This is a genomic window from Bradyrhizobium cajani (assembly GCF_009759665.1).
GTDB lineage: Bacteria > Pseudomonadota > Alphaproteobacteria > Rhizobiales > Xanthobacteraceae > Bradyrhizobium > Bradyrhizobium cajani.
Genome location: NZ_WQNE01000021.1, coordinates 120,370 through 133,387 on the forward strand (window position 1 = coordinate 120,370; position 13,018 = coordinate 133,387).

Genomic DNA, 13,018 nt, shown 5'->3' on the forward strand with positions numbered 1-13,018 from the left:
TCGGTCAGGTCCGTTTCGGCGATCCCGCGATCGGCGCAAGTCCAGCTTCCGTCATGCGTGACGGCAGCAGGGCCATCACGGCCAGTCGTTCCGCGCTTTCCATCGCGTGCCAGCGCGCGATCTCCGGCAAGGTGCGGCCGCAACCGAAGCACAGCCTGGTCTTGGGATCGATCATGCAGACGGCGACGCACGGCGTTTCTTTGCTCATTCGCGCATAGTGGGGGATGGTCGGGCATGTCTGCAAGCATCTCGTTAAGAGCCCGTACCGGCGCTCATGATCGGCTTGTGGCGCGGCCGGCGCTTCTCGTCGGGCATCACGGAACCCTCCGGTTGGAGCGGCGGAGAATCGTCCGACAGCGGCGCCAGCGCACTCATCACGCGCTCCGGCGGGAAGGTGACGATCACCTCGGTGCCGATGCGCAGCTTCGATTTCAGCGTGAACGTGCCGCCATGCAGGTCGATCAGGTTCTTTGCGATCGGCAGGCCGAGACCGGCACCCTGTTCGGCCGATTTGATCGAGTTGGAGCCCTGACCGAACGAGGCGAGCACGACCGGAATCTCGTCCTCGGGGATGCCCGAGCCGGTATCCCTGACCGACAGATATTGTCCGCCTGATGCCGTCCAGCCGGCCTTGAGCCAGATTTCGCCGCCCTGCGGCGTGAACTTGATCGAGTTGGAGAGCAGGTTGAGCACGACCTGGCGGATCGCGCGTTCGTCGGCCCAGAGCCGCGGCATCGCCTGCTCGAACACCTCGTGGATGGTGATGCCGCGGCTCGAAGCGCGCAGCTTCATCAAATGGTGGCAGTCGGCGACGATGCCGACCAGCGACACCGCTTCCTCGTTCAATTCGTAGCGCCCGGCCTCGATCCGCGACAGGTCGAGGATCTCGTTGATGAGGTTGAGCAGGTGAACGCCGGAATTGTGGATGTCGGCGGAATATTCCTTGTAGACCGCGACGGCATGCGCGCCAAAAATCTCGCTCTTCATCACCTCGGAAAAGCCGAGGATCGCGTTCAGCGGCGTGCGCAGCTCGTGGCTCATCTGCGCAAGGAAGCGCGACTTGGCGACGTTGGCGGATTCGGCGCGGTGGCGCGCTTCGTCCGAGATCGCCTTGGCCTGCTCCAGCTCGCCGATCAGCGCGTCCTTCTCGGCGCGTGCCTCGAGCGTGGCAAAGGTCGAGGAGTGCAGGCGGTGTGCCAGCAGCACGAAATAGCCTTCGGCCGCGAGCGCGAGCGCCGCCAGGATGTAATTGTCCAGCGAGCCGGTGACCGCAAAGCTCAGCGCCATCGCGACCGCAACCGGCGCGGTGGCGGCCAGGGCGGCGATCGGCAGATTGGCGGCCAGCATGCTCGACACTGCGATCACCAGCAGCATCAGGAACATCATCAGCGTTTCCGTGACCATGTCGAGCACGGGATGGATCAGGATCGCCATCCAGCACAAGCCATAGAGCAGGTCGAGCACGACGAAGCGGGTCCGCCACGCGCGTGTTGCCGCGGGCGAGGCAGGCTCCGTCAGGAAACGTCGGCAACTGCGGATCATCGCCGCGTGGATGCACAGCATGCCGCCGGTCCAGGCTGCGGCCGGAAGCGGCTGCATCCACAGCCCGAACAGCACGCCGGTGGCGACCACCAGCAACATCACGACGTAGGAAGCCGACAGCCGGGTCTGGGCATATTGCCGCAGCATCTCGGCGTCGAAGGCCGGCCGGGTTCCGCTCGTCGATGTTAACTTGTCGCGCGCCTCGCGCACCCGTTGCGCCGCAGCCCTTCGGCTGCTCGCCGATGGAGCGCTCACCGGCTCGGCCGGAAGCTGCACAACCTCAGGCTTTTCAGCGGGGTTACTCATCGAACAACAACAATTCCTGCCCGCGCGAGACGGGCCTTCTGCATTGTCTATCTCTGGCAACAAATCCTTAAGAGGTGCCTTAAGGAGCTAAAGAATTACGTTAACCTGCGGTTAATTTTGATCCGGGCCGCCGCTCAGTGCAGCGCCGCATACTGGACCACATAGGCCGCAGCCCCCGCCAGATAGCCCGCAAGTGCAGGCGGCGCGATGCGGCGGGCGTACCAGAGGAACTCGATCTTCTCGAGCCCCATCGCGGCGACGCCGGCGGCCGAGCCGATGATCAGGATGGAGCCGCCCGTGCCGGCGCAATAGGCGATGAACTCCCAGATGAAGCTGTCGGGCGGGTGTTGCACCAGATTGTACATGCCCATCGTCGCCGCGACGAGCGGCACGTTGTCGATGATGGCGCTCAGCAGGCCGAGCAGGACGACGATGACGTCGAGACGGCCGACCGTGCTGTCGAGCCATTTTGCCAGCAGTTCCAGGACGCGGGCGTGCTCCAGGCATGCGACGGCCATGAGTATGCCGACAAAGAAGACGATGGAGCTCATGTCGATGCGCGTCAGCGCATGGACGAGGGTGAGGGGGCGACGTGCATCCTCATCCTTGTGGCGGTGAACGATCTCGCCGACCAGCCAGAGGATGCCCAGCCCGAACAGGATGCCCATGAAGGGTGCGAGGTGCGTCACGGCCTTGAAAACCGGGACGGCGATCAGCGTACCGAGGCCGAGATAGAACATCAGATTGCGTTCGAACACCTCAACCCTGAGAACCTGCGCTTCTCGTTGCGGCGGCGGGGCGATGTCCTTCCCCTTGACGGAGTAGCCAATGATAAGCAGCGGTATTAGCAGGTTGAACAGGGACGGCAGGAATACCGCTCCCATGATGCTGACGGGCGTGATCTGCCCCCCGATCCAGAGCATCGTCGTCGTGACGTCGCCGATGACGGTCCAGGCGCCGCCCGCATTGGCAGCGATGACGATGAGGGAGGCGAACAGCAGGCGGTCGTTCTTGTTGCCGATCAGCTTCTGGATCAGCGAGATCATCACGATGGTTGTCGTGAGATTGTCGAGGATCGCGCTCAGGAAGAACGTCACGAAGCCGATGATCCACATCAGCGAGGTCTGCTTTGTGGTGCGGATCACGGACGTGATGACCTCGAAGCCATTGTGGGCGTCGATTACCTCGACGATGGTCATGGCGCCGATGAGGAAGAAGACGATCTGGGCGGTCGACGAGACGGATTCGTCGAGTTGGTGGTTCACAAGGGAGGCGTCGCCGACGGACAGCGCGTAGATGGTCCAGAGCAGGCCCGCTCCCAGCAGGGCCGTAGCGCTCTTGTTGATGCCGAGCGGGTGTTCGAGGGCGATGGCAGCATACGCAACGATGAAAACGGCGGCGATCACGCTCAGCAAGTCAGTCCCCCCGAACTTGTTTCTTCAGCTCAATGTGCCTGCCAGTCCTCGTCGCGGCGCAGGCCGCGACAAGGTCCGGGACGGTCGCAGTGCCCAGCAGCAACCGTCAAGATGCTCCTTAGCGTTGCAGACGCGCGAGCAGGCTCGAAGTATCCCAGCGCTTGCCGCCCATCTTCTCGACCTCGGCGTAGAACTGGTCGACCAGCGCCGTCACCGGCAGGTTGGCGCCGTTGCGGCGGGCTTCGGCCAGCGCGATCGAGAGGTCCTTGCGCATCCATTCGACCGCGAAGCCGAAATCGTACTTGCCCTCGTTCATGGTCTTGTAGCGGTTCTCCATCTGCCAGGACTGCGCCGCCCCTTTGGAGATGGTATCGATCACGTCGGCGACGTCGAGGCCACTCTTTTTGGCGAAGTGGATGCCTTCGGAGAGGCCCTGAACCAGGCCGGCGATGCAGATCTGATTGACCATTTTGGTGAGCTGGCCCGAGCCGGCGGGCCCGAGCAGTTTGCACATCCGCGCATAGGCGCCTGTGATGATTGGTTCGGCGCCGGCATAGGCATCCTGCGCGCCGCCGCACATCACCGTCAGCACGCCGTTCTCGGCCCCGGCCTGGCCGCCGGAGACCGGCGCGTCGATGAACTTGAAGCCGGCCTTGGTGGCGGCCGCATCAAGCTCGCGCGCGACCTCGGCAGAGGCGGTGGTGTGGTCGACGAAGGTAGCGCCCTTCTTGATGCCGGCGAAGGCGCCGTCGGCGCCGATCGTGACCGCGCGCAAATCATTGTCGTTGCCGACGCAGCACATCACGAAATCCTGCCCCTCGGCGGCGGCCTTCGGGGTCGCTGCGGTCTTGCCGCCGAACTTGTCAGCCCATTCCGTCGCCTTGGCCGCGGTGCGGTTGTAGACGGTGACCTCATGGCCCCCTTTTTTCACGAGGTGTCCGGCCATGGGGAAGCCCATGACGCCGAGACCGAGGAAAGCGACTTTAGCCATGTGTGGTACCTTGTCCGTAGTTTGGGTTTTTACGGTTCTTGCCGGGCGGGGGGCGCCTGGTTCCGCCGTGGCGGCGGATTGGGGCGCACCATAAACCCTTGCGGCGGGAGGGCAACGGCTTCGTTTGGCCTCCTCCTGTGCTAGGATGGCGGGGGCAGGCAATTGCATGATCAAGGGAGTGAAGGCATGGGCGTAAGCGTCGGCGTCCTCGACCATTTCAACATCCGCACCCGCAAGCTGGCTGAGACCGTCCGCTTCTATGAGGACGTGCTGGGCCTGGAAAACGGGGCCCGGCCGAATTTCGCCTTTCCGGGCGCCTGGATGTACAGCGAGGGCAGGCCGGTGGTGCACCTCGTCGATATTTCGCCGACCTCCGAGCCACAAAAGCCGGATTCCGGCGTTGTCCATCATGTCGCCTTCGTCAGCAGCGGATTCGACGGCATGAAGCAGCGGCTGACGTCGAAGGGGATGAAGTTCGAGGCCCGCCAGGTGCCCGGCGGCGATCTCTGGCAGATCTTCGTCCACGACCCCAACGGGGTCATGATCGAGCTCAACTACGAGGCGGCCCGGGAGCAGGGCGCCGCGCCCGCCGAGAAGGCTGACGATATCGGCCGGCAGTAGCCTTTTGGGCGTTTCCGCTCTAATGGGGCATCCTAAAGCCTTGAGCATGATCTGATCGGAAGACCGCGACACACGTTTCCGGATCATGCTCTGTTCAGGAGATGCGCTTTGAGCGTGACGCAGCAACAGGTTCTCGACAGCCTCGCCAGGATCAAGTCGCCCCGCGGGGTGGCTCTCACCAACGCCAATGTGCTGAGCGCGATCAGCGCGTCTGGCGGCAAGGTATTCTTCTCGATCAATGTCGATGCCGCCGAGGCGCGGGCCTGGGAGTCCATCCGGGCCGAAGCGGAAGCCGCGGTCCGCGCCATTCCCGGCGTCACCACCGTCATGGTGGCGCTCACCGCCGAACGCAAGCCGGGCTCCGCGCCGCCGCCGCCGCCGCCAACGCCGAGCCGTGGCGCGCCCGGGGTGCAGCCGGTCCATGCCCACAAGCCGCCGCAGGGCGGCCAATCGCCGATGTCGCGGCAGTCGGAAATCCCCGGCGTCGCCGCCGTGATCGCGGTCGCCTCCGGCAAGGGCGGGGTGGGGAAGTCGACCACCGCGCTCAATCTGGCGCTGGGGCTGCGCGACCTCGGCCTCAAGGTCGGCCTGCTCGATGCCGACATCTACGGCCCCTCGGTGCCGCGGCTGACGGGCCTCCGCGACAAGCCGGAGCTGAACGCCGAGCGCAAGATGATTCCGCTCCGCCGCTTCGGCCTTGCCATCATGTCGATCGGCTTCCTGGTCGAGGAAGAGACCGCGATGATCTGGCGCGGACCGATGGTGATGTCGGCTGTGACGCAGATGCTGCGCGACGTCGAATGGGGCCGGCTCGACGTGCTGGTCGTCGACATGCCGCCGGGCACCGGGGACGCCCAGCTCACGCTGGCGCAGAACGTGCCGCTCAAGGGCGCCGTGATCGTCTCGACCCCGCAGGACCTTTCGCTGATCGATGCACGGCGGGGACTTGCGATGTTCAAGAAGGTCAACGTGCCCGTGCTCGGTATCGTCGAGAACATGAGCTACTTCCAGTGCCCGCATTGCGGCACCAAGTCGGATATTTTCGGCCATGGTGGGGCCCGGCACGAGGCCGAGAAGCTCGGAGTACCGTTCCTGGGCGAGATCCCCTTGCACATGGCGATTCGCGCCACCTCGGATGCCGGAAATCCTGTCGTCGACAGCGAGCCGGACGGCGCCCATGCGGCGATCTACCGCGCCATTGCGGGACATGTCCGGGACCAGCTCAAGGGCGTCATCGCCGCGGCCTAGCCGGCCGCCATGGCCACGCCATTCGATCCCTTGGGATCCCTTTGGGGAGATGCGACTTTCGTAGAGCCCCGTCATGCCAATGTCGCGTTTCGAAAGCGCCCCTTCCGTGTTAAAGGCCCACGGCAGTCAAGCCCCTTCGGTTCGACGCGGCCCCAACGCGTCGCCGGAATGAGCGGTGGCGAAAGAGAAGTTTAAGGGGAAAACGCCCCAGCAAGGAGAGACCTGAAGATGAAGCGTCGTGATTTTCTGAAAGTGTCGGCAGCAGGCGCGGCGGCAACCGCAGTGGCCTCGCCGGCGATCGCGCAGTCCTCGCCCGAGGTGAAGTGGCGCCTGACTTCGAGCTTCCCGAAGTCGCTCGACACCATCTATGGCGGCGCCGAGCAGGTGGCGAAGTACGTCGCCGAGATGACCGACAACAAGTTCCAGATCCAGGTGTTCGCCGCCGGCGAAATCGTCCCTGGCCTCCAGGCGCTCGATGCGACCTCGAGCGGCACGGTCGAGATGTGCCACACCGTCTCGTACTATTATGTCGGCAAGGACCCGACGTTCGCGATCTACGCCTCGGTGCCGTTCGGCCTCAACGCGCGCCAGCAGAACTCGTGGTGGTACCAGGGCGGTGGCATGGAGCTCGGCAACGAGTTCTTCCAGAAGTCGAACGTGATCGGCTTCCCCTGCGGCAACACCGGCACCCAGATGGGCGGCTGGTTCCGCAAGGAGATCAAGACCGTTGCCGACCTCTCCGGCCTGAAGATGCGCATCGGCGGCATTGCCGGCCAGGTGCTCCAGAAGGTCGGTGTGGTGCCGCAGCAGCTCGCCGGCGGTGACATCTATCCGGCGCTGGAGAAGGGTACCATCGATGCGGCCGAGTGGGTCGGCCCCTACGATGACGAGAAGCTCGGTTTCGCCAAGGTCGCCAAGTACTACTATTATCCGGGCTTCTGGGAAGGCGGTCCGACCGTCCATGCCTTCGCCAACCTGGAAAAGTTCAATGCGCTGCCGAAGAGCTACCAGGCGATCCTCACCAACGCGACGGCCAACGCCAACAGCTGGATGGCCGCCCGCTACGACATGCAGAACCCGGCGGCGCTGAAGCGTCTGGTCGCCGGCGGCACCCAGCTTCGCCCCTTCACCAACGAAGTGCTCGAGGCCTGCCTCAAGTCGACCAACGAGCTGTGGGCGGAGATCTCGGCCAAGAACCCCGACTTCAAGAAGTCGATCGACGCCATGCAGGCCTACCGCTCCGACGAATATCTGTGGTGGCAGGTCGCCGAATACACCTACGACAGCTTCATGATCCGCTCGCGCACCCGCGGCTGATCTACGGCTTAAGTCGTAAGACCGAATGGCCCGGCCTCCATTGGAGGCCGGGCTTTTTCTTTGTCGCAGTGCGATCGGGATGGCATTCGGCTCGGCGATGTTCCATGCTGCTCCCAAGCCTCGCCAAGAAGGCTCCACAATCAGATCCATCAGGGTAGGAAATCATGAAGAGAAGAGACTTCATCAAGGTCACAGGACTTGGTGCGGCCGGTGCCGCCACGCTCGCGGCGCCCGCGATCGCGCAGTCGATGCCGGAAATCAAATGGCGCATGCCGACGAGCTGGCCGAAATCGCTCGACACGCTGTTTGGCGGCGCCGAGATGATGTGCAAGATGGTTGCTGAGGCGACCGACAACAAATTCCAGATCCAGATCTTCGCGGCCGGCGAGATCGTGCCGGGCCTCCAGGTGCTCGACGCGGTGCAGAACGGCACCTGCGAGATCGGCCACACCGCGTCCTACTATTATTTCGGCAAGGACCCGACCTTCACCTTCGGCTCGGCCGTGCCGTTCGGCCCCAACATGCGCATCAACCAGGCCTGGTACATGCAGGGCGGCGGGCGCGAGGTGCTCAACGAGTTCTACAAGGGCTACAACGTCGTCTCGCTGCTCGCCGGCAACACCGGCTGCCAGATGGGTGGCTGGTTCAGGAAAGAGGTCAACACGCCCGACGATCTCAAGGGCATGAAATTCCGCATCGGCGGCTTCACCGGCCGCGTGCTCCAGAAGCTCGGCGTGGTGCCGCAGCAGCTCGCCGGCGGTGACATCTATCCGGCGCTTGAGAAGGGCACCATCGATGCCGCCGAATGGGTCGGTCCCTATGACGACGAGAAGCTCGGCTTCTACAAGATCGCGCCGCATTACTACTATCCCGGCTGGTGGGAAGGCGGGCCGATGCTGCTGGCCTTCGTCAACCTCGACAAGTGGAACGCGCTGCCGAAATATTACCAGAGCGTGCTGGAGCAGGCCGGTCACTATGCCAACAATTACATGATGGCGCGCTACGACACCGCCAATCCGCTGGCGCTGAAGAAGCTGCTCGCGGGCGGCACCAAGCTGCACGCCTTCTCGCCGCCGATCATGGATGCCTGCTACAAGGCCGCCAAGGAGCTGCACGCCGAAGTCGGTGCGACCAACCCCAGCTTCAAGAAGGTCAACGATTCCCTCGCCAAGTTCACGAGCGACGGCTACGCCTGGTTCCAGGTGGCCGAGGTCGGCTACGACATCTTCATGGCGCGGCGCTCGCAGAGCTGATCGCACGATCTGTCGATTGCAGCGCCCCGGAGCGAAGGCTTCGGGGCGTTGTTGTTGGGGCGTTCAGCAGAGCGTCCAACAAAAATATGGAAAACAACCCCATGCACAGTAGACATGGGGTGAGGGCGCGATGCCCGGCGGATGCCGCCAATTGTTTGACGGCGCTGGGCAAACCGGCGGCAAGGCGCGATCCTGGCTAGGCCGAAGCCTGCCCCGTATTTTCGCCTCGACAACGCCATTGGAGACCGGTCAGGCGATCGGTTTCGCCTCGCTCCATTTTATCCTCCGAGCTGCGAAGTCGTTTGACTCGTCGGGCAAAACAGTGGCAAAAAGCGATGATCGAAAAATCCGAAATTTGCGTGGCGGCGCCGATCCCGGGACGTGACAATGAGCTTCGATCCAGATGGTGTTCAAACCGCGCTGCGCAAGGCATGGTCGGCGTCGACCGCCAGCCAGTGGACCGCGATCAATCCGGCGGCAGGGCAATGCAACGTCACCTCGTTGCTCATTCACGAACTTTTCGGCGGTGACTTGCTGAAGACGCCTCTGCCGGAAGGCGACCATTTCTACAATCGGATCGAAGGCCGAAGATATGACTTCACGGCTAGCCAGTTCGATCAGCCGATCGATTACATGGACTTCCTGACAAATCGGGCCGACGCAGAGCGGGGGGCAACGAGTGATCAACTGGCTGAACTCAGAGCAGCGTTCCAGGAAAATCGTATGAGGTCAGGTTAGGGTGGCCTCGTAGGATGGGTAGAGCGCAGCGAAACCCATCCTCTCACCGCCGGAGATTCAGCGCGCGCGATCGTTCCGGGGGCTGACCGAGCGATGGGTTTCGCTTCGCTCTACCCATCCTACGAACTTCGGACCAGCGTTTTTCGTTGCCGGCAGTGCCGAACCCACCGTTTGGAAACGCCAATCTATATCTGTGGGCCGGATAGTCTGACCTCTCGCTCGGCGCGAAGGACATTGCCATACAGGTTGCCGATCCATTGTCTTCCGCTTGAGGTCACGTTCAAATAGCGGATGGCAGTTTGGACCTGCGGTGCAACCTTGGTCCAGTAGAATTGAGGATACTTGTACACCACGTCCGCGGGCGTGGCGTATCCGAGCGTTTTGTTGAGCCCTATCTCCTCAAATTCATAGAAGAGCGCATTTGATTTTTTCATGTAGTTCGGATCGCCGAGTTGACCGATCAGATCCGCGGCACGCAGCAACAAACCTTCCTCCTCGTCCAAGTCATCCTTAGGTTCGCCGGTTGGTGCGTCCGGATAAGGGAAGCGGGTATACTCGATGGCTTGGGCAATACGAGCGGCGTCAATTTCGTCGACGGCGTCGAGCCGCTCTATTGCGAACAATTTTGAGCGATTGACGTGATATGGCGCAAGCGCTGCATCGGATGAGCCGATCGGCAACTCAACCGTCCGGCCGGTACCATCGACGACATAGACCCCCTCCTGGTCTCCGTGAATGATTCCCCGAACGTAGCCGATGTCGTGAATCAGACATGCCAGGATAAAGTGCGCATAATCGCTGGCTGTCGTCGGCCTTAGAAGAGAGCGGCCGATGAGAAGGTCGTGCCCCACCAGCGTAACCAACAGGGTATGCTCGACGTTGTGGTACAGTGCATCGCTGTTACCGATGCATTCCATGGCCAGCTTCGCTGCGTAGGGGAGCAATTCCGGCAAGTTGGCATGCGATGCGCCGAAGCGGCCTTTTGTCTCCGAGATGAGGAACGCGCCGAGCGCCTGGGATGTCAACTCTGGAATCGTGATCATGGACAAGCTCCTCGCGTTCGTTGACGCACGTCAGGATCAGGAGGGAGAGGAGGCGACGGGAAGAATGCGACGCCGACCTGGAAGTTGCCAGGTGCGCCGCGGATGCATCGTGATGCTCCGCTTTCTGCAGCGAACTGAAGAGTGACGTCGCCGCCTCAAATGCGGCTGAACATAACGTGAAGCCAAAGAAAGGGGTGATGTTTGACCTAGATCAACGGTGGGAGCGAGGCCCGGCGGTGCCTGCCCGGTAGCAACGTCCGCTTAGGGAGAACAAAAGCCGCCATCACGCCGATCTTGGCGGCACGTCCCCTCCAGGGCCACACAAGACAAAGTCATGGTTTGCCTTGTCGGTGCGGACGACCAACGGCGGACGACACGATGGGGCCGAGCGCCTTGGCGCGCTGACGCCGCCCGATTGACTTGGATGGCCAGTGGGCCGGAGACTGGCGCCGTCGAATACCTGTGCCGTCGGAGGCTGGTATCGGCCGGCGACTTAGCCATGGCGCCTTCTTGTCGCCAGACCGCGTGACCAGACCGTCTCAAAAGCGCGAAGAGTGCACCCGTATCCGTCGGGATTCGACGAATTCCGCATGACGGCGCAGCGACATGTTATTCTCGGCTATTGTATCTGTGTGATTGTACAGGAAACCGGAACATGATTCCTCAAGATCGGTTTCGCGGGCTCTTTCATAAATATCTGATCGCGCTGTTCCTGGCTGTGGCAATCCCACTCGCATTCAATGGCGTCACCGAAGCGTGGTTCGGCTATCGCGATCAGCGTGCGAGGCTTGATCAATGGCTCGGCGTCCAGTCGGCATCCGCGGCCGCCGAAATACACGACTTCATCCACGGCATCACAAGTCAGCTTGGCTGGCTGGTCCAGCTTCCATGGACTGACGAGCCCGACGAACGCCGGCGGACTGACGCGTTGCGGCTCCTTCGACAAGCGCCTGCCATCGCCAGCCTCACGCTTCTCGACAGCAATGGTCTCGAGCGGCTCTACATCTCGCGGATCGGCCTCAATCGAATTGAGAGCCGCACAAACCGATCAGCCGATCCCGCGCTGGTTGGTGCCAAAGCAGATCAGGTCTGGTTCAGCGACGTCAGCTACTATCGAGGCTCCGAGCCGTACATTACGGTTGCGATTGTCGGCAATCGACCGGCTGTCGGCGCAGTCGTAGCCGAAGTCAACCTCAAGCTGATCTGGGATGTGATCTCGGCGATCAAGGTCGGAAAGACCGGCTTTGCCTTTGTCCTGGATCGGTCGGGTCGCCTTATCGCCCATCCCGACATCAGCCTCGTTCTCCGCGGGGCGGAAGAAGCAACCTCCGGACCATTTCGGGCTATGCGGGATGCAATCGGGCCGAAGGCGGGCTTCGCAACGAGTCAGGATGCACAGGGACAATATGTTGCTGCCAGCGCGGCTCCCGTACAGGGCCCCGATTGGACGGTCGTGGTCGCGCAGCCGCTATCTGAAGCATACGCGCCGATCTATGGCGCCCTGTGGCGGACCGCCGCGTTCCTTGCAATCAGTACCATGTTGGCAGGGATTCTTGCCTATGCATTAGCGGACCGGATGACCGAGCCGATCAAGCTGCTCGAGGAGGGCACGGAAAGGATTGGTGCCGGATCCTTTGACCATCGCATCTCAATCCACACCGGGGACGAGCTCCAGCGCCTTGCAAACAGTTTCAACAAGATGGCTGCCGAACTGGCGCTGGCGCAGCAGCACCAGGAGCGCATAGCCAAACTCAAGCGATTCCTTGCCCCCCAGGTCGCCGATCTCGTCGATCGAGCCGGCGATGACAGCCTGCTGGATGGCCGCCGTACGGAAGTCGTCGTTGTCTTCTGCGATTTGAGGGGTTTCACGGCGTTTTCAGCAGGAGCTTCACCTGAGGACGTCATGAACGTATTGTCGGAGTATTATGAAGACCTTGGCAGGGTCATCGCGAAGTTCGAAGCAACGCTGATCAATTTCTCCGGAGACGGACTGATGGTGCTGGTGAACGCGCCTGTCCCGGTCGACGAGCCTGCATTAAGGGCTATCGATCTCGCCGTCGACATGCAGAAGAAGGTGCAAGCCCTTATCGCCGGCTGGCGGTCGCTTGGCTACCATGTTGGCTTCGGAATCGGCCTTGCGAGCGGGCCGGCGACTGTCGGCCGGATCGGCTACAAGGACCGGCTCGACTACACTGCCATTGGCAGCGTTGTGAATCTCGCCGCCCGACTGTGCGCATCTGCCGCAGACAAGGAGATCCTGGTCGACGCGAAAGTCGCCGCTGACGTGAAGGGCAAGCGCCCCGTCGAGGATCTTGGAGACCGCGCAATCAAGGGATTTGACAAAGCTATTCCGGTCTTCGGAATATCCTTTGATGCTCTCTAGTCGAGGCTGGCCGCGGATGCCTGGCACAATCCGTTAGAGACTGTTTGAGTATCCGGGGCTATGCTCTGTCAACGCCTGACGGCAGCGGGTCCGCAAGCATGAGGTGCGCCAGCTCTGGAGCAGTAACGCTAGGCAGACGCGCCAGGCGGCGTGATGTTCTT

The 13,018-nt window shown here is 62.4% G+C and carries 11 protein-coding genes; 6 read left to right on the forward strand and 5 right to left on the reverse strand.

Annotation, left to right across the window (positions count from 1 at the left end):
- Positions 1 to 4: 4 nt before the first annotated feature.
- The 4 genes from GPL20_RS23900 to GPL20_RS23915 all read right to left on the reverse strand — a co-directional run bounded on the left by GPL20_RS23900 (position 5) and on the right by GPL20_RS23915 (position 4,254).
- Positions 5 to 208, reverse strand: a complete 204-nt coding sequence (locus tag GPL20_RS23900; RefSeq protein ID WP_157332176.1) for a DUF1289 domain-containing protein — start codon at positions 206 to 208, stop codon at positions 5 to 7.
- 44 nt (positions 209 to 252) lie between these two features.
- Positions 253 to 1,848: a sensor histidine kinase gene (locus GPL20_RS23905; RefSeq protein ID WP_157332178.1), complete on the reverse strand. Its 1,596-nt coding sequence runs from the start codon at positions 1,846 to 1,848 to the stop codon at positions 253 to 255.
- A 134-nt stretch (positions 1,849 to 1,982) separates the two neighbouring features.
- Positions 1,983 to 3,263, reverse strand: a complete 1,281-nt coding sequence (gene nhaD, locus GPL20_RS23910) for a sodium:proton antiporter NhaD (RefSeq protein ID WP_157332179.1) — start codon at positions 3,261 to 3,263, stop codon at positions 1,983 to 1,985.
- Positions 3,264 to 3,381: 118 nt separating this feature from the next.
- Entirely contained in the window at positions 3,382 to 4,254 is an 873-nt protein-coding gene (locus GPL20_RS23915) for an NAD(P)-dependent oxidoreductase (RefSeq protein ID WP_157332180.1), read from the reverse strand.
- 186 nt (positions 4,255 to 4,440) lie between these two features.
- Here GPL20_RS23915 and GPL20_RS23920 point away from each other — a divergent pair, with 186 nt between their 5' ends.
- From GPL20_RS23920 to GPL20_RS23940, 5 genes are all read left to right on the forward strand, one after another.
- Positions 4,441 to 4,875, forward strand: a complete 435-nt coding sequence (locus tag GPL20_RS23920) for a VOC family protein (RefSeq protein WP_157332181.1) — start codon at positions 4,441 to 4,443, stop codon at positions 4,873 to 4,875.
- Positions 4,876 to 4,983: 108 nt separating this feature from the next.
- Positions 4,984 to 6,123 (forward strand): Mrp/NBP35 family ATP-binding protein, encoded by a 1,140-nt coding sequence (locus GPL20_RS23925; RefSeq protein WP_157332182.1) that lies wholly within the window; start codon positions 4,984 to 4,986, stop codon positions 6,121 to 6,123.
- A 228-nt stretch (positions 6,124 to 6,351) separates the two neighbouring features.
- Complete coding sequence (locus GPL20_RS23930; protein ID WP_157332183.1) at positions 6,352 to 7,440, forward strand: TRAP transporter substrate-binding protein; 1,089 nt, start codon at positions 6,352 to 6,354, stop codon at positions 7,438 to 7,440.
- A gap of 164 nt (positions 7,441 to 7,604) precedes the next feature.
- Positions 7,605 to 8,693, forward strand: coding sequence for a TRAP transporter substrate-binding protein (locus GPL20_RS23935; RefSeq protein ID WP_157332184.1), 1,089 nt, complete (start codon positions 7,605 to 7,607; stop codon positions 8,691 to 8,693).
- A gap of 387 nt (positions 8,694 to 9,080) precedes the next feature.
- Positions 9,081 to 9,431, forward strand: a complete 351-nt coding sequence (locus GPL20_RS23940; protein ID WP_157332185.1) for a YunG family protein — start codon at positions 9,081 to 9,083, stop codon at positions 9,429 to 9,431.
- Positions 9,432 to 9,616: 185 nt separating this feature from the next.
- Here GPL20_RS23940 and GPL20_RS23945 read toward each other — a convergent pair whose 3' ends face one another.
- Entirely contained in the window at positions 9,617 to 10,474 is an 858-nt protein-coding gene (locus tag GPL20_RS23945) for a metal-dependent phosphohydrolase (RefSeq protein ID WP_157332187.1), read from the reverse strand.
- Between the two features lie 655 nt (positions 10,475 to 11,129).
- Here GPL20_RS23945 and GPL20_RS23950 point away from each other — a divergent pair.
- A complete protein-coding gene (locus GPL20_RS23950) occupies positions 11,130 to 12,857 on the forward strand; it encodes a cache domain-containing protein (protein WP_157332189.1) in 1,728 nt (575 codons plus the stop codon).
- The last annotated feature ends 161 nt before the right edge of the window (positions 12,858 to 13,018 follow it).